The organism is Pseudonocardia xishanensis (assembly GCF_039541715.1).
GTDB lineage: Bacteria > Actinomycetota > Actinomycetes > Mycobacteriales > Pseudonocardiaceae > Pseudonocardia > Pseudonocardia xishanensis.
Window position 1 is genome coordinate 20,304 of the sequence record NZ_BAABGT010000123.1, and the last position, 24,525, is coordinate 44,828.

At 74.7% G+C, this 24,525-nt stretch carries 26 protein-coding genes and 1 pseudogene; 15 read left to right on the top strand and 12 right to left on the bottom strand.

The genetic code is table 11. The annotated features are described in order from the left end of the window. Positions 1–7: 7 nt before the first annotated feature. Positions 8–436, bottom strand: a complete 429-nt coding sequence (locus ABD993_RS35705; RefSeq protein ID WP_345428679.1) for a nitroreductase/quinone reductase family protein — start codon at positions 434–436, stop codon at positions 8–10. A gap of 43 nt (positions 437–479) precedes the next feature. Between ABD993_RS35705 and ABD993_RS35710 the strand changes: the two genes are divergently transcribed. After that, the gene (locus ABD993_RS35710; RefSeq protein ID WP_345428681.1) at positions 480–791 is read left to right on the top strand and encodes a hypothetical protein; all 312 of its coding nucleotides are present in this window, start codon (positions 480–482) and stop codon (positions 789–791) included. 96 nt (positions 792–887) lie between these two features. Here the strand turns inward: ABD993_RS35710 and ABD993_RS35715 are convergent, their stop codons facing one another. The 5 genes from ABD993_RS35715 to ABD993_RS35735 all read right to left on the bottom strand — a co-directional run bounded on the left by ABD993_RS35715 (position 888) and on the right by ABD993_RS35735 (position 5,224). Next, on the bottom strand, positions 888–1,337 hold the full coding sequence (locus ABD993_RS35715; protein ID WP_345428682.1) for a DUF6918 family protein: 450 nt from the start codon (positions 1,335–1,337) through the stop codon (positions 888–890). A gap of 141 nt (positions 1,338–1,478) precedes the next feature. Then, the gene (locus tag ABD993_RS35720; RefSeq protein WP_345428684.1) at positions 1,479–3,617 is read right to left on the bottom strand and encodes a RecQ family ATP-dependent DNA helicase; all 2,139 of its coding nucleotides are present in this window, start codon (positions 3,615–3,617) and stop codon (positions 1,479–1,481) included. Between the two features lie 34 nt (positions 3,618–3,651). Further along, positions 3,652–4,404, bottom strand: coding sequence for a DUF899 domain-containing protein (locus tag ABD993_RS35725; protein WP_345428686.1), 753 nt, complete (start codon positions 4,402–4,404; stop codon positions 3,652–3,654). Then, positions 4,401–4,802: a metalloregulator ArsR/SmtB family transcription factor gene (locus tag ABD993_RS35730; RefSeq protein ID WP_345428688.1), complete on the bottom strand. Its 402-nt coding sequence runs from the start codon at positions 4,800–4,802 to the stop codon at positions 4,401–4,403. The genes ABD993_RS35725 and ABD993_RS35730 overlap by 4 nt, the downstream gene beginning before the upstream one ends. Then, positions 4,799–5,224, bottom strand: coding sequence for an SRPBCC domain-containing protein (locus tag ABD993_RS35735; RefSeq protein WP_345428689.1), 426 nt, complete (start codon positions 5,222–5,224; stop codon positions 4,799–4,801). The genes ABD993_RS35730 and ABD993_RS35735 overlap by 4 nt, the downstream gene beginning before the upstream one ends. A gap of 121 nt (positions 5,225–5,345) precedes the next feature. Between ABD993_RS35735 and ABD993_RS35740 the strand changes: the two genes are divergently transcribed. Both ABD993_RS35740 and ABD993_RS35745 read left to right on the top strand, forming a co-directional pair. Then, on the top strand, positions 5,346–6,221 hold the full coding sequence (locus ABD993_RS35740) for an AAA family ATPase (RefSeq protein ID WP_345428691.1): 876 nt from the start codon (positions 5,346–5,348) through the stop codon (positions 6,219–6,221). Between the two features lies 1 nt (position 6,222). Further along, positions 6,223–7,644 (top strand): vWA domain-containing protein, encoded by a 1,422-nt coding sequence (locus ABD993_RS35745; protein ID WP_345428693.1) that lies wholly within the window; start codon positions 6,223–6,225, stop codon positions 7,642–7,644. A 66-nt stretch (positions 7,645–7,710) separates the two neighbouring features. Here the strand turns inward: ABD993_RS35745 and ABD993_RS35750 are convergent, their stop codons facing one another. After that, entirely contained in the window at positions 7,711–8,532 is an 822-nt protein-coding gene (locus tag ABD993_RS35750; RefSeq protein ID WP_345428695.1) for a S41 family peptidase, read from the bottom strand. 94 nt (positions 8,533–8,626) lie between these two features. Here ABD993_RS35750 and ABD993_RS35755 point away from each other — a divergent pair, with 94 nt between their 5' ends. Continuing rightward, positions 8,627–9,643 carry an ABC transporter substrate-binding protein gene (locus tag ABD993_RS35755; protein ID WP_345428697.1) on the top strand — a complete coding sequence of 339 codons (1,017 nt, stop codon included), beginning with the start codon at positions 8,627–8,629 and terminating at the stop codon, positions 9,641–9,643. 130 nt (positions 9,644–9,773) lie between these two features. Here ABD993_RS35755 and ABD993_RS35760 read toward each other — a convergent pair whose 3' ends face one another. Beyond that, complete coding sequence (locus ABD993_RS35760) at positions 9,774–10,430, bottom strand: hemerythrin domain-containing protein (RefSeq protein ID WP_345428699.1); 657 nt, start codon at positions 10,428–10,430, stop codon at positions 9,774–9,776. A 166-nt stretch (positions 10,431–10,596) separates the two neighbouring features. Here ABD993_RS35760 and ABD993_RS35765 point away from each other — a divergent pair, with 166 nt between their 5' ends. After that, entirely contained in the window at positions 10,597–10,956 is a 360-nt protein-coding gene (locus ABD993_RS35765) for an SPW repeat domain-containing protein (RefSeq protein WP_345428701.1), read from the top strand. A 70-nt stretch (positions 10,957–11,026) separates the two neighbouring features. Further along, a complete protein-coding gene (locus tag ABD993_RS35770) occupies positions 11,027–11,608 on the top strand; it encodes a TetR/AcrR family transcriptional regulator (RefSeq protein ID WP_345428703.1) in 582 nt (193 codons plus the stop codon). Here the strand turns inward: ABD993_RS35770 and ABD993_RS35775 are convergent. Then, entirely contained in the window at positions 11,571–12,749 is a 1,179-nt protein-coding gene (locus ABD993_RS35775; RefSeq protein ID WP_345428705.1) for an MFS transporter, read from the bottom strand. The genes ABD993_RS35770 and ABD993_RS35775 overlap by 38 nt on opposite strands. A 98-nt stretch (positions 12,750–12,847) precedes the next feature. On the opposite strand from ABD993_RS35775, the gene ABD993_RS35780 reads away from it, so the two are divergent. Further along, positions 12,848–13,447 carry an alpha-ketoglutarate-dependent dioxygenase AlkB gene (locus tag ABD993_RS35780; protein ID WP_345428707.1) on the top strand — a complete coding sequence of 200 codons (600 nt, stop codon included), beginning with the start codon at positions 12,848–12,850 and terminating at the stop codon, positions 13,445–13,447. A 1-nt stretch (position 13,448) separates the two neighbouring features. Here ABD993_RS35780 and add read toward each other — a convergent pair whose 3' ends face one another. Then, complete coding sequence (gene add, locus ABD993_RS35785) at positions 13,449–14,432, bottom strand: adenosine deaminase (protein ID WP_345428709.1); 984 nt, start codon at positions 14,430–14,432, stop codon at positions 13,449–13,451. A gap of 38 nt (positions 14,433–14,470) precedes the next feature. On the opposite strand from add, the gene ABD993_RS35790 reads away from it, so the two are divergent. Continuing rightward, positions 14,471–15,067: a TetR family transcriptional regulator gene (locus tag ABD993_RS35790; RefSeq protein ID WP_345428711.1), complete on the top strand. Its 597-nt coding sequence runs from the start codon at positions 14,471–14,473 to the stop codon at positions 15,065–15,067. Here the strand turns inward: ABD993_RS35790 and ABD993_RS35795 are convergent. Beyond that, complete coding sequence (locus tag ABD993_RS35795) at positions 15,052–15,858, bottom strand: TauD/TfdA family dioxygenase (protein ID WP_345428713.1); 807 nt, start codon at positions 15,856–15,858, stop codon at positions 15,052–15,054. The two genes, ABD993_RS35790 and ABD993_RS35795, sit on opposite strands and share 16 nt — an antisense overlap. A 91-nt stretch (positions 15,859–15,949) precedes the next feature. Here ABD993_RS35795 and nadD point away from each other — a divergent pair, with 91 nt between their 5' ends. The 7 genes and pseudogenes from nadD to ABD993_RS35830 all read left to right on the top strand — a co-directional run. Next, the gene (nadD, locus tag ABD993_RS35800; protein WP_345428714.1) at positions 15,950–16,540 is read left to right on the top strand and encodes a nicotinate-nucleotide adenylyltransferase; all 591 of its coding nucleotides are present in this window, start codon (positions 15,950–15,952) and stop codon (positions 16,538–16,540) included. A gap of 118 nt (positions 16,541–16,658) precedes the next feature. Continuing rightward, positions 16,659–17,033, top strand: coding sequence for a ribosome silencing factor (rsfS, locus tag ABD993_RS35805; RefSeq protein WP_345428716.1), 375 nt, complete (start codon positions 16,659–16,661; stop codon positions 17,031–17,033). After that, positions 17,030–17,653 (top strand): histidine phosphatase family protein, encoded by a 624-nt coding sequence (locus ABD993_RS35810; protein ID WP_345428718.1) that lies wholly within the window; start codon positions 17,030–17,032, stop codon positions 17,651–17,653. The genes rsfS and ABD993_RS35810 overlap by 4 nt, the downstream gene beginning before the upstream one ends. Further along, positions 17,643–18,362 (top strand): diglucosylglycerate octanoyltransferase, encoded by a 720-nt coding sequence (gene octT / locus ABD993_RS35815; protein ID WP_345428720.1) that lies wholly within the window; start codon positions 17,643–17,645, stop codon positions 18,360–18,362. The genes ABD993_RS35810 and octT overlap by 11 nt, the downstream gene beginning before the upstream one ends. Before the next feature lie 10 nt (positions 18,363–18,372). After that, positions 18,373–19,233 (top strand): DegV family protein, encoded by an 861-nt coding sequence (locus ABD993_RS35820; protein ID WP_345428721.1) that lies wholly within the window; start codon positions 18,373–18,375, stop codon positions 19,231–19,233. Between the two features lie 296 nt (positions 19,234–19,529). Continuing rightward, positions 19,530–20,714, top strand: a complete 1,185-nt coding sequence (locus tag ABD993_RS35825; RefSeq protein WP_345428723.1) for a helix-hairpin-helix domain-containing protein — start codon at positions 19,530–19,532, stop codon at positions 20,712–20,714. A gap of 680 nt (positions 20,715–21,394) precedes the next feature. Continuing rightward, positions 21,395–22,867 (top strand): annotated as a pseudogene (locus ABD993_RS35830) (ComEC/Rec2 family competence protein); the annotation flags it as partial. A 387-nt stretch (positions 22,868–23,254) separates the two neighbouring features. Here the strand turns inward: ABD993_RS35830 and thrC are convergent. Then, entirely contained in the window at positions 23,255–24,520 is a 1,266-nt protein-coding gene (gene thrC, locus ABD993_RS35835; RefSeq protein ID WP_345428725.1) for a threonine synthase, read from the bottom strand. Positions 24,521–24,525 lie beyond the last annotated feature (5 nt).

The window sequence follows — 24,525 nt, forward strand, 5'->3', positions numbered from 1 at the left end:
GCCGGGCTCACACCGGGCTGAGGCGGACCAGCGGGATCTCGCGCTCGGTGCGCTTCTGGTAGCCCGCGTAGTTGCGGTGGCGGCCCGCGATCCGGGCCCACAGCTCCGGGCGCTCGTCCGCACCGACGACCTCGGCGCGCATCGGCCGCGTCGGTCCACCTTGGACGGAGACCCGGACCGCGGGCTCGGCGCGCAGGTTGAGGAACCAGGCCGGATGGCGGTCGTCGCCGCCGCGGGACGCCACGACGATGTAGCGGTCGCCCTCGACCACGGGTGCGGTGAGGAGCACCGTCCGGGGCTCGCCGCTGCGGCGGCCGATGGTGGTGAGCTCGACGACGGGCATGTCCCCCGCGGCGTAGCCGATCCGTCCGCGGGTCACCCGCAACAGCGCCCGGTGGGCGGCGTTCATGGTCTTCAGGACTCGATCACTGGGCACGCGTGCAGGTTAACGGCATCTGAGCGCCGGCCGAGTCCGAGGCGTGACCCCGGACCGCATCCTGGCCGACGTGCTCGCCCAACCGCCCGCGCGCGGGTTCACCACGGGCCCGATCCGGACCCTGCGGCCGGGCCCGCCCAGGCCGCGGGCGGGCGCGACGGAGCACACCGCGCGGGTGCGGCGGGCGGTCGAGGCCGCCCTGGACCGCTATCCCGGGCCGGTCGGGCAGCTCGTCGCCGCCGAGCTGCTGGACTACGCGGACCAGCAGTGGCGCGGGGAGCCGCTGGGGCTCAGCGAGCGGCTGGTCGCGCGGCTGCTGGGCGAGCCCTGCGCCGACGAGGCACCGGTCGGCTGAGGCGGGTTCCCCGCCTGCCGCGCGCCGGGTGGCGGAGCGCCGGTCCGCCGGCGCCCCGCCCGCGGCTCACGCGCCCGCGGCTCACGCGCCCGCGGCTCACGCGCCCGCGGCGTGCTTGTCGATCAGCGAGCCGAGCCGCGGCAGCGCCTCGACGACGTTCTTCTGGGCGTTCGGGCGCAGCTTGGAGTAGGCCTTCCGCAGCGCCTCCGACGACGAGCCCTCGGCCCGGCGGTCCGTGACGGCCAGCAGTGCGTCCGCGGCCTCGGTCTCGCGCGCGGCGAGGTAGCTGCCGAAGTCTCCGGCCGGGTTGGCCCGGTAGTCGGCGTAGAAGGGCTGCAGGGCGCCTGCGAACTGCGGCAGCATCCGGTCGACCGCGGCCGGGACGACGCCCGGGCGGATCTTCGACACGGTCTGGTAGCCCAGCTTCACCGCGGCGCCGGACATCCCGCCCTTGTCCTTCACCTCCTGCCCGACCAGCTCGTTGAGGTCGGCGACGACGGCGGGACGCCGGGCCGGGTCGGTCAGGATGGTCTCGAGAGTGCTCACGGGGGACGTCCTTCCTCTCGCGGTCCGGGGGAACCGCGCGTCCGACGGGGAACGGCGCGAACGTATTACACCCACGTGGTTCCCCGATCGCCCCCCACCGCGCAGCGGGACGACCTCGATGCGCTAGGCGGCGGGGTGGGTTCAGCCGTCCAGAGCCAGGGCGAGGGGCAGGACGGCGGGGGCGCCCGCCCGGCGCAGGGCGCGGGCCGCGACCGTCATGGTCCAGCCCGAGTCGACGACGTCGTCCACCAGCAGCACCGGGCCACCCACCGCGGAGAGGTCCGGTGGCCCGCCGAACGCCTCCCACACCGCCGCCAGCCGCTGCGCCGAGTTCTCGTGCGCCCCGGGACGCGCGCCGACCGGTTCCAGCGTGCCCAGCAGCGGCAGCCGCCCGATCTCCGCGATCCGCCGGGCGAGGTGCTCCAGCTGGCCGGGGCGCGTGCGCGACCCGATCCCCACCACGCCGACCGGCCGCTCGGCCCACTCCCACCCGGCCAGGACGCGGACCACCGCGTCCAGCAGGTCCTTCGGCACCGGCTGGTCCGGCCCGGACAGCAGCTCGCGCAGCCGGGTGCCCCAGCCGATGTCCGACAGCCTGCCCACGGCGCGCCCGGGCTCGGCGACCTCGTCCGCCTTCAGCCGCCCGGACAGCGGCACCCCGATCTCCTTCATCCCGCTGGGCCACATCTTCCGCGGCGCGATCTCGACACCCGGCTTCTGCAGCCGCTCCTGCGCCGCGGCCGACACCTCCGCGGACACCTCGGGCGACCAGACCGAGGCGCTGCAGACGTCGCACCGGCCACAGGGGGTGGGGTCCGGGTCGTCCAGCTGGCGGCGCAGGAACACGAGCCTGCACTCGGTGGTGGCGAGGTAGTCCAGCATCGCCTGCTGCTCGGTCCTGCGGGCCTCCGCGACGCGGGCGTGCCGCTCCCGGTCGTAGACCCACTCCTCGCCGGTGCCGATCCAGCCGCCCTTGACCCGCTTGGCCGCGCCGTCCGAGTCGAGCACCTTGAGCAGCATCTCCAGCCGGGTGCGGGAGAGGTCCACCCGGGTCTCCAGCGACGCGGTGGACACCGGGTGCGCGGAGAGCGCCGCGAGGGTCTGGCGCACCAGCGGCTCCGGCGGGAACGCCAAGGACGCGAAGTAGGCCCAGATCTCCCGGTCCTCCTGGCCCGGCAGCAGCACGACCTCCGCCCGGTCCAGCGCACGCCCCGCACGCCCGATCTGCTGGTAGTACGCCACCGGGGACGCCGGCGCCCCGAGGTGCACGACGAACCCGAGGTCCGGCTTGTCGAACCCCATGCCCAGCGCGGAGGTGGCCACCAGGGCCTTCACCCGGTTCGCCAGCAGGTCGCCCTCCGCGTCCAGCCGGGCCTCCGGGTCGGTCCTGCCGGTGTAGGACCGCACCGCGTACCCGCGGGAGCGCAGGAACTCCGCGACCTCCTCGGCGGCCTGGATGGTCAGCGTGTAGACGATCCCGGCGCCGGGCAGCTCGTCCAGCCGCGAGGCCAGCCAGGCCAACCGGTCGGCGGGCGACTTGATCGACACCACGGACAGCCGCAGCGAGGACCGGTCCAGCGAGCCGCGCAGGACCAGCGGATCGCGGCGCCGCGGAGCGTCAGCGGAGGGGCCGTCGGCAGGGTCGAGGCCCAGCTGCTCGGTGACGTCCGTGACGACCCGGTCGTTCGCGGTGGCCGTGGTGGCCAGCACCGGGATGCCCGCAGGCAGCTCGGCGATCAGGTTGCGCAGCCGCCGGTAGTCCGGCCGGAAGTCGTGCCCCCAGTCCGAGACGCAGTGCGCCTCGTCCACCACCAGCATCCCCGCCGACGCGGTGAGCCGGGGGAGCACCCGGTCCCGGAAGTCCGGGTTGTTGAGCCGCTCCGGGCTGACGAGCAGGACGTCCACCTCGCCCGCGTCGATGTCCGCGTAGGTCTGCTCCCACTCGTCCAGGTTCGCGGAGTTGACGGTGACCGCGACGATCCCGGCCCGGGTGGCCGCGTCGATCTGGTTGCGCATGAGCGCGAGCAGCGGTGAGACGATCACCGTGGGTCCCGCGCCCTGTTCCCGGAGCAGGGCCGTGGCCAGGAAGTACACCGCCGACTTGCCCCACCCCGTGCGCTGCACGACGAGCGCGCGGCGCTTCTCGGCGACGAGGGCGTGGATCGCGGTCCACTGGTCCTCGCGCAGCCGGGCGCCCTCACCCGCCAGGGTGCCGAGGATCTCCTCGGCGCGCGTGCGGAGGTCCTGCTCGGCCACGAGGGTCTTCGGCGCAGTGGTCATGCCCCCATGGTGGCGCCCACCCCCGACAGGAACCTCACCGGCCGCAACAACCCTGTGGACGGGCGGCCGGATGGGCGGCGGAATCGAAGGCCGCGATCCCGCCCTCCACCTTCTCCCGCCACTCCTGCGGCGCGGGACCCGAGGTGGAGGAGTCGTGCCAGTCCCACCACTCGTAGGGCTTGCCCTGCGGGGTCCCGGTGGGGGAGTCCTCCCACTCCTCCTGCCTGCCCCACGGCGTCAGGTCGAGGATGCTCCAGGTGCTGCCCAGGGACTCGTCGCCCCGGTTGTTGACGAAGTAGGTGCGGTAGACCTCGCCCTCCGCGCGCACGAACACGTTGGTGCCGTGCCACTCGTGCACGCCGAAGTCCTCGTCGAACGAGTCGGTCATCGTGTACCAGGGCAGGGTCCAGCCCATGCGCTCCTTCATGGCCACGATGTCCTCCTGCGGGGCGCGCGAGGCGAACACGAACGTCGTGTCGCGGGCGTTCACGTGGGCGAGGTCCCCGATGTGGTCGGCGATCATCGAGCAGCCCCGACACGGCCGCTCCGGCCAGCCGAAGACGCCCTCCTCGAAGAACGCGCGGTACACCACGAGCTGGCGGCGGCCCGCGAACAGCTCCTCCAGGGACACCCGTCCGGCAGGGCCGGAGAAGGAGTAGGAACCCACCTCCTGCCAGGGCATCCGACGCCGAGCGGCGGCCAGCGCGTCGTGCGCGCGCATGAGCTCCTTCTCCCGGACGAGGAGCTCCTGCCGGGCGGTCTCCCACTGCAGCGCTGAGACGATCATGTGTCCTCCTCCTTGATGGTCGGTTCCGCACGCTCCACCTCCGCCTCGATGGTCGGTTCCGCACGCTCCACCTCCGTCAGATGTGCGGTTAGGGCGTCCAGCCGGTCGTCCCAGTCCCGGGCGAGCGCGGCGAGGAACTGCTGGGCGGTCCGCATCGGCGCGGAGCGCAGGCGGTAGCGCACCCGCCGCCGTTCGCCGGGTTCGGCGGTGACCAGGCCGGTGTCGGCGAGCAGCGCGAGGTGCTTCGCGATCGCCTGACGGCTGATCGGCAGCCGCTCGGCGAGGTCGGTCGCGGTGGCGGGGCCGTGCGCGGCCAGCTCGGCGAGCAGGGCCCGCCGGGTGGGGTCGGCGAGGGCGGTGAACACCCCCTCCGCGACGAGCTCGGGATCCGTGCTCACGCGGCGAGGCTGGCCACCAGGTCGCCCAGCTCGGCGGCCCAGCCCTTCACGTTCCCGCCGAAGGCCGTGTCGTGGGCCGCCGCGGACAGCTGCGCGAACCCCGTCTCGACGACCGTGAGCCGGGTCCCGCCGTCCGTCGCCTCCAGCGTGAACTCGACGTAGGTGCGCCGCGGGTCGCCCTCCGGGAGGCCGTGGACGGGCCACGTGAAGCCGAAGGCCCGCGGTTCCTCCACCCGCTCGACCCGGATCGGCGAGACGTGGTCCGGCCAGCGCAGCACCCCGGCGCCGCCGGGGCGCAGGTCGATCTCCGCCTCGTGGCCGAACCAGGACGCCAGGCCCTCGGCGGTGGTCAGTGCGGTCCAGACCCGGGCCGGCGGGTGGGCGAGCTCGACGGTCCGCTCGATCCGGTCCGGGAACGCCATGGTGTCCTCCTATAGCAACTGCTTGGTTGCGACTCAGGTTATGGCAATCGATGGGTTGCGTCAAGGTGTGATGCGGACCTCACGGATAGCTGAACGGCCGATCAGAAGGGAAGATGGCGGAGTGAAGGCCACCCAGTCACCGCTGTTCGGTTCGGTCGACGAGGTCACCGAGCGCCTCGAGCGCGTGGGCTACCTCGCCTCGACCGCCGTCGCGACGACCGTGTACCTCGCCGACCGCCTCGGCAAGCCGCTCCTGGTGGAGGGGCCCGCCGGCGTCGGCAAGACCGAGCTCGCGAAGGCCGTCGCCGCGTCGACGGAGTCCGGGCTCGTCCGGCTCCAGTGCTACGAGGGCATCGACGAGGCCCGCGCGCTGTACGAGTGGAACCACGCCAAGCAGCTGTTGCGGATCACCGCGGGCCAGGGCCAGGAGGACTGGGACGCCACCCGGGACGACGTCTTCTCCGAGGAGTTCCTGCTCCCGCGCCCGCTGCTCACCGCGATCCGCCGGGACGAGCCCACCGTCCTGCTGATCGACGAGATGGACAAGGCGGACGTCGAGGTCGAGGGCCTGCTGCTCGAGGTCCTGTCGGACTACCAGGTCTCGATCCCCGAGATGGGCACGGTCACGGCGACGCGCAAGCCCTTCGCGCTGCTGACCTCCAACTCCACCCGAGAGCTGTCCGAGGCGCTCAAGCGCCGCTGCCTGTTCCTGCACCTGGACTTCCCCGACGCCGACCTCGAGCGCCGGATCGTGCTGACCCGCGTGCCGGAGCTGCCCGAGGCGCTGGTGGACCAGCTGGTCCGCACCGTGCGGGTGCTGCGGGCGATGGAGCTGCGCAAGGTCCCCTCCGTCGCGGAGACCATCGACTGGGGCCGCACCCTGCTGGCCCTCGGCATGGACACCCTGGACGACGACGCCGTCCGCACCACCCTGGGCGTCGTCCTCAAGCACCAGTCGGACCAGGTCAAGGCGACCACGGAGCTGAGGTTGAACTGACATGATCGTCGCCCCGGAGCACGGGCTCCCCGGTCACCTGGTCGCCTTCGTCGGTGCCCTGCGCACGCACGGGGTGTCCGTCGGGCCGGGCGAGACGGTCGACGCGGCGGAGGTCATCACCGCCCTGGACCTGTTGCGCCGCACCGAGCTCCGCGAGGGCCTGGCCGCGGCGTTGCTGCGCCGCTCGGGCCAGCGGCAGGTGTTCGACACCCTCTTCGACCTGTACTTCCCGCCCGCGCTGGGCGCGGGCAGCGGAGACCTCGAGATCCCCCGCGGTGAGGGCGAGGACGGCGAGCCGGGGCCCGTGGACATCGACGCGCTGCGGGACATGCTCGCCGACCTCCTGCGAGACGGGGACGAGGAGAAGCTGCGCGAGCTGGCCCGCGCCGCCGTGGACGCGCTGGGGCGGTCCGGCGCCACCGGCCGCGGCGTCCAGGGACAGAGCCGCAACCCGAGCTGGTCCGCCTACCAGGCGCTGCGGCTGCTCTCGCCGGAGACGCTGCTCGCGCGGATCATGGACGCGCTGCGCCAGGACGAGGAGAGCGACTTCCAGGACGAGGTGCGTCGTCGGGAGATCCGGGACCGGATCGCCCGCTTCCGACAGCTGGTACAGGACGAGGTCCGCCGCCGCACCGCCGAGCAGCGCGGCCGGGACCAGGTGGCCAGGACCGCTGTGCCGAAGCAGACCGAGCAGGTCGAGTTCCTCTCCGCCTACGCCGAGCAGCTGACCCAGCTCCGCCGCACCGTGCACCCGTTGGCGCGCAGGCTGGCCAGCAGGCTCGCGGTGCGCCGCAAGCACGCCAAGCGGGGGCAGCTGGACCTGCGCCGGACGCTGCGCCGGTCGATGTCCACCGGCGGGGTGCCGATGAAGCCCGCCTACAGGACCCGCCGACCGGGCCGCCCCGAGCTGGTCGTGCTGTGCGACGTCTCCGGATCCGTCGCCGGGTTCTCGCACTTCACGTTGTTGCTGGTCCAGGCGCTGCGCGAGCAGTTCTCCAAGGTCAGGGTGTTCGCGTTCGTCGAGAGGACGGACGAGGTCACGCACCTGTTCGAGCCAGGAGCCGAGCTGTCCGGCGTCATGCAGAGGGTGCTGCGCGAGGCCGACCTGACCGCCTTCGACGGACACAGCGACTACGGCCACGCGCTGGGCACGTTCGCCGAGCACTGGGGAGAGGCGATCACCTCGAAGACCTCGCTGCTCATCCTGGGGGACGGGCGGACGAACTACCGCGACCCCAACCTCACGATCGTCAAGCGGATGGTCGGGCAGGCGCGACACGCGCACTGGCTCAACCCCGAGCCCCGCAGGCAGTGGGGGACGGGGGACTCCGCGGCGACCCGGTACGCGGACGTCATCCCGATGCACGAGTGCCGCACCGCGGCCCAGCTGGCGGACGTGGTGGAGGCCCTGCTCCCCGTGTGATGCTCGGCCCTACGCTCGATCGTCACGCACGACCGCGCTCTGGTGGAGCTGCGACGACAGGCCCCGTCAGAGGTCCCAGAGGGCCATGGACAACGGGTCCTCCGAGGGTACGTCCGGGGCGATCCGGGAGCCGTAGACCGTGCCCGCCCGGTCGGCGAACCGGCTGGTCGCGACGCTGACCACCAGGCCGTCGGGCAGGGCGGCGGACTCGATGCCCGTGCTCAGGCCCAGGGTCGGGGCGCCGTAGGAGCGCACGTCCGGCAGCCCCCGGAACGCGACGGCGACGGCCTCACCCGAGCCGGCCGTGTACCCGTCGGTCAGGACCGAGACGGCACCCTCGCGGCGGCCCTTCAAACCCAGCGCCTGTGCGATCCCGCCCATCCCCACGGCGCCGTCGCGCAGGGTCCACGGGATCCGGCCGCCGTCCCGGTCGACGAACGCGCCGATCTCGCCGTCCCCCCGCAGCAGGGGCGCGACCGCCGCGAGCATCGGCCACATCGCCCCGCCGCCGTTGCCGCGCAGGTCCACGATCCACCGCTCCGGCTCGACGCCCTCCAGCGCCGACCGCCCGGCCTCCGCGTACGCCCGCGCGTCCTGCTCCGCGCACGCGGGTAGCGCCACGACGGCGGCCTCGCCCTGCATCTCGACGGTCGGCAGCTCCGGCTCGACGGGTGGCCTGCGGGGTCTGCGCACCCCGCCGTGCGGTCCTCCGACCTCGCGGACGAGGTGGAACAGCTTCAGCTCCAGCTGCTCGGGATCGTCCGCCGCGGCGGCGATCTCCGGTCGCACGGTCGACCAGTCGACCTTGTCGGCGAACAGCGCCCGCTGCTCCAGCAGGTCCAACACCGAGGCGAGCGCCTTCTGGTCCTTCTTGCCGCGACCGAACACGTACTCAGTATGGCGGCGTCGCCACGGGCCCCGGGGCATGGGTGAGATGTCCGAGTTAGGGTGTACTTCGTCGTCGACCCCCCGGAGTCCGCCCGTGCCCGTCCTCTCCCGCCGCACCTTCGTCCGCACCGGGATGCTGGCCGCCTCGGCGACGGTCCTCGCGGCCTGCTCCGGGGAGGTCGCGACCGGCAGCCGGGCCTCCGCCGCCGGGTTCCCGGTCACCATCCCGCACGCCTTCGGCGAGACGACGATCGAGGCCGAGCCGACCCGGGTCGCCACGGTGAGCGCCGCGAACCAGGACGTGGCGATCGCGCTGGGCGTGGTCCCGGTCGCCATGCCGTTCTTCGACTACGGCGGGGACGCCGAGGGCGTGCTGCCGTGGGTGCGGGAGGCCCTGGCGGGCAAGGAGATGCCGCGGGTCGTGGGCCGCTCGCTGGAGCCGATCGCCTTCGAGGAGATCGCCGCCGCGGCCCCGGACCTGATCCTGGCCACCTACTCCGGGCTCACGCAGGAGCAGTACGCCACGCTCTCGCGGATCGCGCCCGTGGTCGCCTACCCCGAGACCGCGTACGCCACGAGCTGGCAGGAGCAGACCCGGATCGCGGGGCGGGCGCTCGGGCGCAGCACCCGCGCCGAGGAGCTGGTCGTGTCCACCCGGTCCCGGCTCGCGGCCGCGGTGCAGGAGTACCCGCAGCTCCGCGGGGCGACGTTCGTCTACACCGGAGGGATGGACGGCGGGCAGCTCGGCGTCTTCCGACCCACGGACGTCCGGGTGCGGCTGCTGGAGGACCTCGGGCTGCGGACCGCGCCGTTCGTCGAGGAGAACGCGCCGGGCGGGGACGCGGTGTACTACACGGTCAGCGCCGAGCTGGTCCCGCGCGTGCAGTCGGACCTGCTGGTCGGCTTCTTCGGGACCGAGGACCTGGCCGCGGCGTTCACCGCCGACACCGCCGTGCAGCAGATGCCCGCGTTCCGGGCCGGGGGGTTCGCGCCGATCGTCGGGGCGGACCGGGTGGCGGCGAGCTCGAGCCCGTCGGTGCTCTCGATCCCGTGGGTGCTCGACGAGTACCTCCCGCTCCTCGCGCGGGCGGCCACGGCGGGCAGGCGTTAGGTCGGCAGCGTCGGCCGCGCCACTCGGGGCTCCCCGAGCGCCATGGAGCGCCACTCGGGCTCCCCGAGCGCCATGGAGCGCCACTCGGGGTCCCCGAGCGCCACGGAGCGACGCTCGGGGTCCCCGAGCGTCAGCCGAAGACCAGCCGCTCCCGACGGCGGTGGGCCGGGCCCAGGAGGACGGCGAGCAGCGGCAGGGCCGGGCCGGCGTGGGCGCGCATCGCCTCCCACTCCTCGGGGGTCGCGAGGTCGACGATCCGCGGCACCCGGAAGGCCGCCGAGGGTCCGCCGGGCATCCGCTGCAGGCCCTTCACGACCGCGGCCCACTCGTCCGCGGGGACGCACCGCTCGACGAGCGGGAACAGTCGGCCCTCCACGGTCTCGACGTGCCGGTCGAGGGCGTCTCGCAGGCGCGCGAGCCGCCCGGCCAGTGCCCCGGCCTGTGCGGGCAGCTCGGCCGAGGGGCCGGCGACGACCAGGGCCGCGGCCTCGCGGACCTCGTCGAGCAGCGGGCCGAGCTCCGTGTGCTCGACGTCGGCGAGCCCGTCGTCCGCGTACCGCGAGACCACCGGCCACACGACCCGGTCCTCGGCCGCGTGGTGGTGGTGGATCTCAGCGCACAGTCCGCGCACCCACGCCTCGAGGGCCTTGGCCCGCTTCGTCCCGATCCCCGCCCGCAGGTCCGCGAGCCGCTCCACCAGTGCGGTCAGCCGGTGCAGATCGGCCTGCATGGTCCGGTGTAGCCCGCGAAGCCCCATCAGGTTCGGGGTGCTGGTGGGGCAGGTCATGTCCGCTCCTCCTCCGTGCCGCAAGTCGGTGCCCCCAGAGTGGGGCGACCCGCTTGGGCAGCACTTGTCGCGCGCTTGTGGTGTCGCCGCGATCACTCTTGACCGGGCGGCCAGTCAAGGCGTAGACCTGAGGCATCGGTAAGTCCTCTGGAGGGAAGTGATCGCGATGACCGCGAAGGTGTGGACGCGCTGGCAGGACTGGGTCGCCCTGGTGATCGGTGTCCTGGTGGCCTTGTCGCCCATCGTGGTGGCCACCAGCACGGCCGCGGTGTGGACGCTCGTCGTCCTCGGCGTGGTCCTGGCTCTGACGGCGCTGTGGTCGCTGGCGCAGCCGGGCTCGGTGGCGAGCGAGTGGGTGCACGGCGTGCTGGGTGTGCTGCTGTTCATCGCCCCGTGGGTGATGGGCTACAGCGACCTGACGGGCGCGTCGTGGGTCTCGTGGGTCGGCGGTGTCCTCGCGGTGGTCGTCGCCGCGACCGCACTGCCGGCGGCGCAGACCGCGCACCGCGGGGTGGCCGCCCACTAGGTCCGTCGAGGGAAGGCGGGGGGCCGCGACCGCACGGGTCGCGGCCTCCCGCGTGTCAGGATGTGTTCCGATGACCGCACCCGAACCGACCCGCGAGCGGATCCTCGCCGCCGCGGAGGAGCTCTTCGCCGAGAAGGGCTTCGACGCCACCCCCACCTCGCGGATCGCCGCCCGCGCCGAGGTGCCGAAGGGCCTGGTGCACTACTACTTCGCGCGCAAGGCGGACCTGCTCGAGGCGCTGGTCGAGCGGCTGCCCCGGGAGCGGATCGACCGGGCCGCGGTCGTCGTCCCCGGGGACGTGGAGGCGAGCCTGTGCCGGCTCGTCGCCGTGCTGGACGCCCTACTGGACTCCTCGGCCGTGCTGTCCCACCTGCTCTGGCGCGAGGCGGACACCCATCCCGCGGTGCGGGACGCGCTGCACCAGCGGTTCGACGCCCTCGTGGCCGAGATCCGCGCGGTCCTGGCCGAGTCCGGAGCGACCGGGGACGTCGACAGCGCGGCGATGCTGCTGGCCTCGGCGGTCAGCTACCGGCACTCGGTCTTCCGGCACGCGGCGGTCGAGTCCGCCGCGCGCACCGACATGACCCCCGAGCTGCGGTTCCTCGCCGCCGGGCTCACCAGCTCGGCTCCTGCTCGTCCCGGACCGGCGTGAGCCCGACGGCGAGCAGCGGCGCCACCGCCGCCACCGCGAACCCGACGGCGTAGCCGGTCACCCCGACCAGCGCGCCGAGCGCGACCGGGGTCAGCGAGGACGCGACGTTCTGCCCGGTGTTCTGGATCCCGAGCGCGCGCCCGGACCAGGCGGACCCGGCGATCTCCGCGACCGCCGTGAACGCCAGCCCGTTGTCCGCCACCGTGACGATCCCGCCGACGGCCAGCGCGACGACCGCGAGCCACGGGGCCACGGCGTCGCCGAGGGCGAACACGAGCAGCACCAGGACCGCCCCCACGGCGAGCTGGCGCATCGGCCGAAGCCGGGAGCCCACCCGGTCCGACCACACGCCGGACCCGATGCGGGACACCGCCCCCGCGATCTGGACCACCGCGACGAAGGCGCCCGCCCCGGCCACGCCCCAGCCCTGCTGGCGGACCAGGTACTCCGTGCCGAAGGCGCTGAAGGCGAACTGCGGCACCACGAGCATCGCGCTGGCCGCGTGCACCCGCCAGAGGACGGGGGAGCGGTAGGGCGTGCCGACGGCCCCCTCGGCGGTCCGCGGCGGTCGCGCCGGGTCCCGCACGACCACGACCACCAGTACCGCCGCCACCAGGCAGACCGCGGCAGGCACGACGAGGGCGGGGAACGCCCCGGTCCGCTGCGCCAGCCCGGGCAGGACGAGGCCCGCCAGCGCCACCCCGAGGGGTTGCGACGTCTGGCGGATCCCCATGGCGAGCCCCCGCTCGGTCCGCGGGAACCACCCCATGATCATGCGGCCGTTCGCGGCGAACACCGACGCCGCCGCGGCACCGCCGACGGCGAGCAGACCCAGGACCGCGGCGGGGGAGCCGGGCGTCGCCAAGGCGACCGCGCCCACCGACACCGTGGTCAGCCCGAGACCGAGCGCCATCACCCGGCGCTCGCCGAACCGGTCCGCCGCCGCGCCCCAGGCGATCAGGGTGAGCAGCAGGCCCACCGTCGGCGCCGCGACGTAGGTGCCCGCTTCGGCGAGGGAGAGACCGAGCTCGTCTCGCAGGGTGGGGACGAGGAACGGGACACCGTAGACGAACGCGCAGGCACCGGTCTGGGCGAGCACGCCGACCGCCAGGATCGCCCAGCGACGCGGGGAGGGTGGCATGCTCGGACCGTACGCTGCGTGTACCACGATGCGGGAGCGCGATCTCGTCAAATGGGAGATCGAACTGATGTTCGACATCGCGGCGTAGGGTCGGTCCCATGGACCTGGCCTGGCAACCCTCCCTGCTGGACGGGCCCGCGTCGACCGTCGACGGCACGTTCGCGGGGCTCGCCCGGCACGAGCTCGGAGCGGGCGCGTGGGTCGATCTCGTGCCCGGCTGGCTGTCCGGCGCGGACGCGTTGTTCGACCGGCTGCTGCGGGACACGCCCTGGGCGCAGCGTGAGGTCCGGATGTACGAGCGCACCCTGCCCGAGCCGCGGCTGACCCACCGCTGGTCCGTCCCCGAGGCACCGGAGCCGGTGCTGCGGGAGGCGGCGGACGCGCTCTCCGCCCGCTACGACATCGCGTTCACGCAGGTCGGGGCCAACCTGTATCGGGACGGGGCGGACAGCGTGGCCTGGCACGGCGACCGGGTGGCCCGCGAACGGGACACCGCGCTCGTCGCGCTGATCTCGCTGGGCGGCGTGCGCCCCTTCCGGCTGCGGCCGCACGGTGGCGGGGCGTCGGTCGGCTTCCTGCCCGGCCCCGGCGACCTGCTGGTCATGGGCGGGACCTGCCAGCGGACCTGGCAGCACGGGGTGCCCAAGGTCCGCGCCGCCGCGGCGCGGATCAGCGTCCAGTTCCGCCACCTCTACTGAGTCAGGTGGTCCAGCCGTCGATCGCCGCCAGGGCGGGCTCGCGAATCGTCGCGGGCGCTCCGGACGCCTCGACGGACGTGCGGGCCATCGCGGCGAGCTGGGCGTCGGTGAGGCCGAGGGAGGTGCGGGCCAGCTCGAACTCGCCCAGTACCCCGGGGCCGAACAGCAGCGGGTCGTCGCCGTTGAGCGTGCAGCGCACGCCGGCGTCGAGCAGCCGGGCCAGCGGATGCTGCTCCAGGTCCGGGACGACCTGGAGCAGGACGTTGGAGGTGGGGCAGACGTCCAGCACGATCCCGTCGGAGGCCAGCCGCTCCACCAGGGCGGGGTCCTCGACCGAGCGCACGCCGTGGCAGATCCGGCGCGCGCCCAGGGCGTCGAGCGCGCCGAGGACGGACGCCGGTCCGGCGAGCTCGCCCGCGTGCGGCGCGCTGATCAGGCCGGCCTCGCGGGCGATGGCGAAGGCCTCGGCGTAGGGCTCCGGCGGCCACTGCGACTCGTCCGCGGCCAGGCCGAACGAGACCACCCCCGCGTCGGCGTACCGGGCGGCGAGTCGCGCCAGGTCCGTCGCCTGTTCGACGGGGAAGCCGCGCAGTGCGGAGATCATGATCCCGCAGCCGATGCCGAGCCGCTCCGCCGCGGCGCGGCCCTCGTCGATCACCAGCTCGGTGACCTCCTCGACCGTGCCGAACCCGGGGCGGCCCACGTAGCGCGGGGGGTAGAAGTGCGGCTCGACCCAGACCGCGCCGTCGGCCGCGGCGTCCTCGACGACCTCGCGCACGATGCGGCGCAGGTCCAGCGGGGTGACGACCAGGGCGTCGGCGGCCTGGTAACGCTGCACGAACTCGGTGAAGCCGTCGTACTCCCGCACCGGCGGGGACGGCACGCCGGCGGCCGCGGCCAGGTCGTCCAGCGTGGCGGGGCGCATGGCCCCCTCGAGGTGCACGTGGAGGTGGGCCTTGGGGAGCGCGGCGAGGTCGCGGGACACGGGTCGGGCCTTCCTGGTCGGTGGGTACGGTGTGCGCCATGGGAGCGGGAGGCGAGTCGGAGCGGGAGCGCCTGCTCGGTCTGGTCGCGGGCTACGTCCTGGAACACGGCATCGCCGATCTCACCCTCCGGAAGCTCGGTGCGGCCATCGGCACCAACAACCGCATGCTCCTCTACTACTTCTCCTCGAAGGAACAACTGATCGAGCAGGCGCTGATGGCGGCGTCGACCCGGTTCCCGGTGTTCGCCGCGGCCATGACCGGGCTGGACGGGACCGGCCCGCTCGCCGAGCGCCTCGACCGCTGCTGGGCGGGCATCGCCGCGGCCGAGAACCACCCGTTCCACCGGCTGTTCTTCGAGGTCTACGGGGTGGCGCTGCACCAGCCCGGTCGGTTCGACGGGTTCCTGTCGCGGGTCGGGCACGACTGGACGAACCTGGTTGCGGGGCAGCTGCGCCGCGAGGGCGTCCCCGATCCGGAGGCGGCGCGGCTCGGCCGCGAGATCGTCGCGCTCTGGCGCGGGCTGCAGTTCGACCTGCTCAGCACCGGGGACGCGGCCGAGGTCGCCGCGGCCCACGCGGCCGCGGCGGCGGCGCTCGCGGATCGCTGCGCCCGGGTCGCTCAGCCGACCGGCTGACCGGCGTGGACGATGTCCAGGACCCGTCGCGGCACCGCGACCGCGGACGTGGTCCAGCCCCAGATCGAGTAGAGCAGCCGGTTCGGGTCGGCGTAGCCGTGGCGGCCGTGGAAGACACGGTAGTTGTCGACGATCGCCATCTCCCCGGCCTCCATCCGGAACCGGGTCCCGGTGTCCCGGGCCGAGACGACGGCGTCGAGCCAGGCCCGCACGGCGGGCCAGTCGTCGTCGGACACCGGGGCGAGGAAGGGGTGGTGGCGGACCTGCGGCAGCCCCGCCGGGGTGGTGCGCAGGATCGGGTGCACGGCGCCCTGCGGGATCCCCGGCTCGGAGTGGTCGATCGGCACGGTGCGCACGAACTCGGCCAGCGCGGCGGGCAGCAGGTCGACCAGCGCGAGGCCGTCGATCAGGAAGTTCTCGCCGCCGTCCGCCGCGGGCCGGGCCTGCAGCAGGAACAGCCGGTCCGGGGCCTCGTCGCCGAAGGCGAACCCGTCGTTGTGCGGGGGCATGGGCAGGGTGGTGTCGCGGCTGACCTCGCGCTTGCGGCCCCGCTCGTCCGCGGGCTGGGCGTCCACGATCGCGCCCTCGGCCTCGGCGTTCGCCCGGGTGGCCTCGATCTGGCGGCCGATCCGCACCAGGTCGTCGCCGAGCATGGCGCGGCCGAACTCCATCGCGGCCTCCTCGGACGCGATGCCCGAGACGAGCGCGGCCCCCTCGACCTCGACGACCTCGCGGGCCTCGGCCGGGGACGAGACCCGGCGGGGGACGAGCGCGGCGGACCCGTAGGACATGGCGTTCCCTTCGTTGAACCAAGTGGTTCACACGACGGTACGCGGCCGATGTGACGGCCGTGTGACGCAGGGCCCGGGATATCCTGCGCCGATGCAGCGCAAGATCGGCGTGATGGGCGGGACCTTCGACCCCATCCATCACGGCCATCTCGTGGCCGCGAGCGAGGTGGCGGACCGGTTCGACCTCGACGAGGTGCTGTTCGTGCCCACCGGGCAGCCGTGGCAGAAGTCCGAGAAGGACGTCAGCCCGGCCGAGGACCGGTACCTGATGACGGTGGTGGCCACCGCCTCGAACCCGCGGTTCTCCACCAGCCGGGTGGACATCGACCGGATCGGGCCGACCTACACCGCGGACACCCTGGCGGACCTGCACCGCCAGATGCCGGACGCCGAGCTCTACTTCATCACCGGCGCGGACGCGCTCTCCCAGATCCTGTCCTGGCGCAAGATCGAGGAGATGTTCGCGTTGGCGCACTTCATCGGCGTCACCCGGCCGGGGTACGAGCTCGTCGACGGGCACCTGCCCAAGGGGGCCGTCACGCTCGTGGAGATCCCCGCCATGGCGATCTCGTCCACGGACTGCCGGGACCGCGTGGCCGCGGGCAGGCCGGTCTGGTACCTCGTCCCGGACGGCGTGGTCCAGTACATCTCCAAGCGCAGGCTCTACGCGCCGCAGCCTTGAGCGCGGGCCCTGGACGGCCCCCTCCGACCTGCAGTGAGCGCCCACCGGGGCCGCACCGACCACGGGCTGACACACTGGTGGTGGGTGGCCGAGGCGCGGCCCCGGAGGGAGTGCACGGGTGACGGCAACGGCGGAGGCGGTGGAGATCGCCCGGGTGGCGGTCGCCGCGGCGGCGGACAAGCTCGCCCAGGACATCGTCGTGCTGGACGTCTCCGGGCAGATGGTCATCACCGACTGCTTCGTGCTGGCCTCCGCGCAGAACGAGCGCCAGGTCCAGGCCATCGTCGACGAGGTCGAGGACAAGCTGCGCGAGCACGGCGTCAAGCCCGTGCGGCGCGAGGGCACGCGCGAGGCGCGCTGGGTCCTGCTCGACTACACCGACGTCGTGGTGCACGTGCAGCACAACGAGGAGCGCGGCTTCTACGGGCTCGACCGGCTCTGGAAGGACTGCCCGACCCTGGAGTTCCCGGAGATCACGGGGAACCCCGCGTGACGCTGCGTCGGGTCGTCCTGCTGCGGCACGGTCAGACCGACTACAACGTCGCGGGCCGCATGCAGGGCCACATCGACTCGCAGCTCACCGAGGAGGGGCGGGAGCAGGCCGTGCGCGCCGCCCCCGCGCTGGCGCAGATGGCGTTCGACCGGATCATCTCCTCCGACCTCGCGCGCGCCGTCGACACCGCGAACACCGTGGCCGAGGCGATCGGCCTGCCCGTCAAGCTGGACCCGCGGCTGCGCGAGACGCACCTGGGCGAGTGGCAGGGCCGCAGCGTCGCCGAGGTGGACGTCGACTACCCCGGCCAGATCACCGAGTGGCGCGGCGACCCCCGCTGGACCCCGCCCGGCGGCGAGTCCCGGGTGGCCGTCGTCGCGCGCTCCCTCCCGGTCGTCGAGGAGATCGACGCCGACCTGGCGGACGAGCCCGGGGACCAGTCCGTGCTGCTGGTGGCGCACGGCGGCATGATCGGCGGGATGGTGTCCGGGCTGCTGGACCTGCCCGAGAGCGTCTGGCCGATCATCGGCGGCATGGGCAACTGCAAGTGGGCGGTGGTGGCCCGACGCAAGGACCACCCGCGGTGGCGGTTGTCCGGGTACAACATCGGTGTCGTCTGACCTGTTGGTCCTCGCGGACTCCCTGGCGTTCCACGGTCCGTCGCGGCCGGAGCCCGCCGATCACCCGGACATCTGGCCCTCGGTCGCCGGGCGCGCGTTGGGCGCGCGGGTCGAGCTGGTCGCCGGGATCGGCTGGACCGCCCGGCACGCCTGGCGGGCGTTGACGGGCGACCCGCGGGTGTGGGCGGTGATGCCGCGCGCGTCCGCGGTCGTGCTGGCGGTCGGCGGGATGGACTCGCTGCCGTCCCCGCTGCCCACGGCGCTGCGCGAGCTGATCCCGGTGCTGCGGCCGGAACCGCTGCGGCGCAGGGTCCGCGCCGGATACGTCGCCGCCCTGCCGCGGCTCGCGCGAGCGCTGCCCGGGCGGGTGGCGCTGCCACCGAGGCTCACCGTCGAGTACCTGGAGCGGTGCCGGGCGGCGGTCACGGCGCTGCGCCCGGGGATCCCCGTGGTCGCGATGCTGCCGTCCGTACACCGGTCCGCCGAGTACGGTGGTGTGCACACCGGACGCGCCGCCGCGGAGCGGGCCACGCGGGAATGGGCTGCGGCACAAGGGGTCCGCGTGCTCGACGTCGGTACGCTGGTGGCCGCGCACGTCCTCGGCGGGCACGGCAACCCCGACGGCGTGCACTGGGGCTGGGCCGCGCACCGCCGGGTCGGGGAGACACTGGCCGAACTGCTGCTCGACGATCACCCGAGGGGGCCGTAGGTTGCCCGACATGTCCGTATCCGCGGTGGCCGTGGTGACCGACTCCACGGCGGACCTGCCCGTCGAGCTGACCGGCGCCGTGCGCGTCGTGCCGCTCGAGGTCCGGCTCGGTTCCCGGATCGTGCGAGACGGCGTGGACATCGGCCCCGGCGAGCTCAGCGCCGCCATCGCCGACCGGCGCCTGGACGTGCAGACCTCCCGCCCGACGCCCGAGTCGTTCGCGTCGCTGTACCGCTCCCTGCTGTCCTCCGGGGCGGACGAGGTGGTGTCGGTCCACCTCTCGCGCGAGCTGTCCGGGACCTGGGACGCGGCGCGGCTGGCCGCGGAGGAGGTCGACCCGGAGCGCGTGCGGGTCGTCGACTCGCGCGCGATGGGGATGGGCCTGGGCTTCGCCGTGCTCGCCGCCGACCGCGCGGCCCGCGCCGGACTGCCCGCGGTCGACGTGGAGGCGGCGGCCGCCGCGGTCGCCGCGCGGTGCCGGGTGATCTTCAGCGTGGACGAGCTGGACCGCCTGCGGCGCGGCGGTCGGATCGGCACGGCCGCGGCGCTGCTGGGCACGGTGCTGGCGGTGAAACCGTTGTTGCACCTGGTGGACGGGCGGATCACGGTGCTGGAGAAGGTCCGCACCGCGGCCCGCGCGACCCAGCGGTTGGTGGAGCACGCCGTCGCTGCGGCCGGCGAGTGCGCGGACCTCGCGGTGCACCATCTCGGGGTCCCGGAACGGGCCGCCGACCTGGCGGAGCAGCTGCGCTCCCGCCTGCCCGGCTCCCCGGCCCCGGTGGTCTCGGAGATCAGCGCGGTGATCGGCGCGCACGTCGGGAACGGGGCGCTGGGTGTGGTGGTGGTTCCGCGGGACCGACCCGTTCCTTGATCCGTACTCGGGGCGGAGGACGGTCGGTTCCCGACCGGTCCTCTCCCCGCGGGTGGATCATGGGCGGGGTGTCGGGTGTCGGATGGCTCTGACGCACGGGGACACCGGCTTCGCGGCGCGCACCTGTCCACCCCGTCCCCGGGCGGCGCGGGTCCCCCCGGCCAGCCTGCCCGACGGGACCGACGATCCGGTGCCCGCCGCTCACTGATCGGGCCGGTTGTCCCCAGCGGAGCGCACTGATCCACAGATCTGCTCGGCGTTCCGACACGGCCCCGATCCGCTCCTAGCGTCGAGGCGTGGCCCGAAGACCCCTGCGAGAGAACCCGGCATCGCGCCTCGCCGCGGTGCTGGGCACGCCCGTCGGCCCGCCCTACCGGCGGGTGTCGGGGGTCGAGGGCGTGACCGAGCGTCCGCCGTCCCACGCCGGTGGTCCGCGCACCGCCCGCCAAGCCTCCGAGCCGTTCGCGGTGCCGCATCCGCGCGGTTCCGCGGGTGCACGAGCGGGCGGTCCCGTCGCGAGTCCGCGGCACCCCCGGGCGGAGCCGCGAGCACGCACAGCGGACTCGTCCGGTCAGAGTCGAGCAGCGACGACGACGGGGGCCTCGTCCGGGCTCGCGCCGGCGGACCCGCGGTCCCCGCTGCCGCCGGTCCTGCGGGCGGCGTTCCCGCCACCGGCAGGGGCGGACGCCGAGCCCGACACCCTGCCGATGGATCTCGGCGCCCTGCGCGGAGACGATCCGTGGGCCGTGTTCGCCGGCTCGGACGGGCAGGCGGACCCCGGCGTCGAGCAGGCCGTACCCCTCCACGCCCCCGGCGGGCGACCGGGCCGGGTGGCGCGGCTGGCCGAACGCTGGGTCCCCGCAGCCTGGCGGGGTGCCCGGCTGGATCCGGGCCGGGTGGGCGCGGTGGCGTTGGTGCTGGTCGCGGCCGTGGCGGCGATCGTCGCGGCGGTCGGCGTGTGGAGTGGCCGCCCGCGTCCCGAGCCGTTGCCCGCGCTGCCGAGCGTCTCCCTCGCCGAGCCCTCCCCGACCCCGACGGCCGCTGCGCCCGCCGAGCTCGTCATCAGCGTGTCCGGCCGGGTGGCGCGCCCCGGCCTGCTGCGGGTCCCGGACGGCACCCGGGTGGCCGAGGCGATCGAGGCGGCGGGCGGGGCGTTGCCCGGCACCGACCTGGCCACGCTCAACCTCGCCCGCCGGGTCGCCGATGGTGAGCAGATCGCGGTGGGGGTGCCGCCCGCGCCCGACGCGGGCGGGGCGTCCGCCGGTGGCGCGCAGGCCGCGGGCCCGGGGGACCGGGTCGATCTCAACCGGGCCACGCTCGAGCAGCTCGACGGGCTGCCGGGCGTCGGCCCGGTCACCGCCCAGCGCATCCTCGACTGGCGCGCCGCCCACGGCCGGTTCGCGCGGGTGGACCAGCTCCGCGAGATCGAGGGCATCGGTGAACGCCGCTTCGCCCAGCTCGAAGGGCTGGTGGCGGTGTGAGCCGTGAGCACCACGGCCCGGGCCGATCCCGCGGAGCACCTGACCGCCGGGGCGATCTCGGCCCGCGTGCCCGGCCTGACCTGCGGTTGGTGCCTGCAGCCCTGGCAGCCTGGGCGGCCGCGCTCCTCGCGCTGCTCGCAGGCCCCGGCGTCGGGCTCGCGGCGTGCGGCGGAGCGGTCGCGGTGGCCCTCACCGCGCGCAGGTGGGCGCCGCGACGGGCCCGGTTCGCGTTCCTGGCGGCTGCGGGCTGTGCCGTCGCGGTCGGGCTGCCCGCCTCGGTCGCGGCGTGGCAGGTCCACGACCATCCGCTGCGCGCGGCGGCAGAGCGGGGCGCCTCGGCGACGCTGCGGGTGGTGATCGGCGACGATCCGCGCGTACTGCGCAGCCCGGTCCCGGGCGAGCCGCGCGTGCTCGTGCCCGCGGAGCTGGTCGGCGCGGTGTCGGGGGCGGGGGAGTGGCGCACCGGCGGACGGGTCCTGCTCCTCGCCCCGGCTCCGGGATGGACCGGGTTGCTGCCGGGCCAGGAGGCGGTCGCCGAGGGTCTGCTCGCTCCCGCCCAGCGCAGCGACCTCACGGTCGCCGTCCTGCGGGTCCGCGGCGCTCCGACGGCGGTGGGCCCCGCGCCGTGGTGGCAGTCGGCGGCGGGCACTCTGCGAGACGGCCTGCAGGCCGCGGCCGGAGTGCTGCCGGAGTCCTCGGCGGGCCTGCTGCCCGGGCTCGCGGTCGGCGACACCCGGCACCAGACCGCGGAGGTCGAGGAGGACTTCCGCGCGGCCGGTCTCACCCACCTCACGGCGGTCAGCGGCGCGAACCTCGTGATCATCGGCGGGGCGGTGCTCGCGGTGGGCAGGCTGCTGCGGGCCGACCCCCGGCTCGCGGCGGGCGCGGCCGCCCTCGCGGTCGTCGGGTTCGTGGTGTTGGCCCGTCCCTCCCCGAGCGTGGTGCGGGCCGCGGTGATGGGCCTGGTCGTGCTGCTCGCGCTCGGGCTGGGTCGGGGGCGCAGCGCGGTGCCCGCACTGGCCGCGGCGGTCCTGGTACTGCTGCTCGTCGATCCGGCCCTGGCGGTGGACGCGGGTTTCGCGCTCTCGGTGCTGGCCACCGGGGCGCTCGTGCTCGTCGCGCCGAGCTGGGCGGCGGCGCTGCAGCGCAGGCGGGTGCCCCTCGGGGTGGCGGAGCTGCTGGTGGTGCCCGCGGCCGCCTGCCTGGCGACGGCACCGCTCATCGCCGGGCTGAACGGGCAGGTCGGCCTGGTCACGGTGCCCGCGAACCTGCTCGTGGTGCCTGCCGTGGCACCGGCGACGGTGCTCGGGGTGCTCGCCGCCGTGGTGTCGCCCTGGAGCCCGGCCCTGGCCGCGGCCTGCGCGGGGGTCGCGGGCCCCGCGGTCGGGTGGATGGTGGTCGTGGCGGACCGGGCCGCCGCGGTGCCGGGCGGTGTCGTGCCGTGGCCGGCCGGGCCGATCGGCGCCGGGCTGCTCGCGGCGGTGCTGCTCGCCCTGGTGATCGCCTTCCGGTACCGGCGGTCCCGGCTGCTCGTGCTGGCGGTCGTCGTCGGTCTCGCGCTGGTCCTGCTGCCCACCCGGATCGTGCGGCCGGGGTGGCCGCCTGCGGGCTGGGTGGCCGTGGCCTGCGACGTCGGGCAGGGGGACGCGATCGTGCTCGCCACCGGTGAACCGGGGCGCGCCGTCCTCGTCGACGTGGGCCCGGCAGACGGTCCCGTCGACGGGTGCCTGCGCAGGCTCGGCGTCGACGCCGTCGCCCTCGTGGTGCTCAGCCACCTGCACGCGGACCACATCGGAGGGTTGGCCGGAGCCCTGCGCGGGCGGCCCGCGGGCGGGATCGCGCTGGGCCCGTCGCACGATCCGGAGTCCGCGGTGCGCCGGATCTCCGCGCAGGCCCGGGAGGCGGGGACGGGGCTGGTCGAGCTCACCGCGGGCCGTCGGGTGGTCTGGCCGGAGCTCACCCTGGAGGTGCTCGCGCCTGCCGAGGCCGAGCCGGTGGACGGCGAGGACGGGACCGCGGTGAACAACACGTCCGTGGTCGTGCGCGCGACGACGCCCGCCGGGCGGATCCTCCTCACCGGCGACATCGAGCTGGAGGCCCAGGCGCAGCTGCTCGCGAGCGGGGCCGATCTGCGCGCGGAGGTGCTCAAGATGCCGCACCACGGCTCCCGCTACACCAGCCGAGAGTTCCTCGCCGCCGTCGCGCCGCGGGCAGTGCTGGTCAGCGTCGGGGCGGGCAACACCTACCGGCACCCCAACCCGGGGTTGATGGACCTGCTCGGCGGCGCCGGGATCGCGGTGCGGCGCACCGACCGCGACGGGGACATCGCACTCACGGCCGGGGACGAGCTCGTCGAGCGCGGGGACCCGCTGCCCGCCCCGCGAGGCTCGGCGTCGCCCCGGACCCACGAACGGACCCCGGCTCGCTCCCGCGACCGTGACCCGGCCCGCGACCGGGCCCGCGAACGCGACCGGGCCCGGGGACCGTGTCCCCGGGCCCGGTGGCGGAGCCTGGTGTGTCGGGTCGTCGTCCCGGCGGTCTCAGCGGTTCTCGAGCGCCTCGCGGACCGCCTTGCTGGTCGACGGCACGGTCGCGGTGGGGCCGACCTCGCCGGACACGGCGTCGAGGGTCTTGAGGCCGTCACCCGTGATGAGCAGGACGGTCTCGGCGTCCCGGTCGATCAGACCCGCCTCGATGAGCTTCCGGGCGGTCGCGACGGTCACGCCTCCCGCGGTCTCGGCGAACACGCCCTCCGTGCGGGCGAGGAGCCGGATGCCTGCGCGCACCTCGTCGTCCGTCACGTGGCCGACCGCACCGCCGGTGCGGCGGACGGCGTCCAGGACGTACGGCCCGTCCGCCGGGTTGCCGATCGCCAGCGAGCGGGCGATCGTGTCCGGCTTGACCGGCTGGATGAAGTCGTGGCCCTCCTCGAACGCGGTCGCGACGGGCGAGCAGCCCGCGGCCTGCGCACCGAAGATCCTGTAGGGCTTGTCCTCGACCAGGCCGAGCTTCACGAACTCGCCGAAGCCCTTGTCCACCTTGGTCAGCTGCGAGCCGGAGGCGACCGGGATGACGATCTGGTCCGGCAGCCGCCAGCCGAGCTGCTCGGCGACCTCGTAGCCCAGGGTCTTGGAGCCCTCGGCGTAGTACGGGCGGACGTTGACGTTCACGAACGCCCAGTCCTCGTGCTCGGCGGCCAGCTCGGTGGCGAGCCGGTTCACGTCGTCGTAGTTGCCGTCGACCGCGAGCAGCGTGCCGCCGTACACCGCGGTCGTGGTGATCTTCGCCTGCTCCAGGTTGGACGGGATCAGCACCACCGAGTCCCAGCCCGCGCGCGCCGCGGCGGCGGCCACCGCGTTGGCCAGGTTGCCGGTCGACGGGCAACAGAGGACGGAGAAGCCCAGCTCACGGGCCGCGGCCAGGGCCACGGCCACGACCCGGTCCTTGAAGGAGTGGGTGGGGTTGCCGGTGTCGTCCTTGATCCACAGCTTGCGGACGCCGAGCTCGGCGGCCAGCCGGTCGGCCTCGATGAGGCGGGTGAGGCCGGGCTCGGTGTTGGGGTGGGACCGCACGTCCGAGGGGACGGGGAGCAGGTCCTGGTAGCGCCAGATGGACTTGGGCCCCGCCTCGATGGACGCGCGGGTGATCTCCGGGAAGTCGTACGCGATCTCCAGCGGGCCGAAGCACCGCGCACACGCGAACTCCGCGGCAAGCGGGGCCTCGGCGCCGCACTCGCGACAGGAGAGGGCGCGCGCGGAGCCCAGATCGTACGAGGTCGTGGCAGGGGTGTCAGCAGCGAGAGTCATCAGAT

Coding starts and splice junctions, on each gene's coding strand:
- thrC (WP_345428725.1), bottom strand. CDS start 24,520: ATGACTCTCGCTGCTGACACCCCTGCCACGACCTCGTACGATCTGGGC.
- ABD993_RS35770 (WP_345428703.1), top strand. CDS start 11,027: ATGACCGCACCCGAACCGACCCGCGAGCGGATCCTCGCCGCCGCGGAG.
- ABD993_RS35790 (WP_345428711.1), top strand. CDS start 14,471: ATGGGAGCGGGAGGCGAGTCGGAGCGGGAGCGCCTGCTCGGTCTGGTC.
- nadD (WP_345428714.1), top strand. CDS start 15,950: ATGCAGCGCAAGATCGGCGTGATGGGCGGGACCTTCGACCCCATCCAT.
- ABD993_RS35775 (WP_345428705.1), bottom strand. CDS start 12,749: ATGCCACCCTCCCCGCGTCGCTGGGCGATCCTGGCGGTCGGCGTGCTC.
- ABD993_RS35745 (WP_345428693.1), top strand. CDS start 6,223: ATGATCGTCGCCCCGGAGCACGGGCTCCCCGGTCACCTGGTCGCCTTC.
- ABD993_RS35820 (WP_345428721.1), top strand. CDS start 18,373: ATGTCCGTATCCGCGGTGGCCGTGGTGACCGACTCCACGGCGGACCTG.
- ABD993_RS35720 (WP_345428684.1), bottom strand. CDS start 3,617: ATGACCACTGCGCCGAAGACCCTCGTGGCCGAGCAGGACCTCCGCACG.
- ABD993_RS35735 (WP_345428689.1), bottom strand. CDS start 5,224: ATGGCGTTCCCGGACCGGATCGAGCGGACCGTCGAGCTCGCCCACCCG.
- ABD993_RS35725 (WP_345428686.1), bottom strand. CDS start 4,404: ATGATCGTCTCAGCGCTGCAGTGGGAGACCGCCCGGCAGGAGCTCCTC.
- ABD993_RS35760 (WP_345428699.1), bottom strand. CDS start 10,430: ATGACCTGCCCCACCAGCACCCCGAACCTGATGGGGCTTCGCGGGCTA.
- ABD993_RS35765 (WP_345428701.1), top strand. CDS start 10,597: ATGACCGCGAAGGTGTGGACGCGCTGGCAGGACTGGGTCGCCCTGGTG.
- ABD993_RS35795 (WP_345428713.1), bottom strand. CDS start 15,858: ATGTCCTACGGGTCCGCCGCGCTCGTCCCCCGCCGGGTCTCGTCCCCG.
- ABD993_RS35780 (WP_345428707.1), top strand. CDS start 12,848: ATGGACCTGGCCTGGCAACCCTCCCTGCTGGACGGGCCCGCGTCGACC.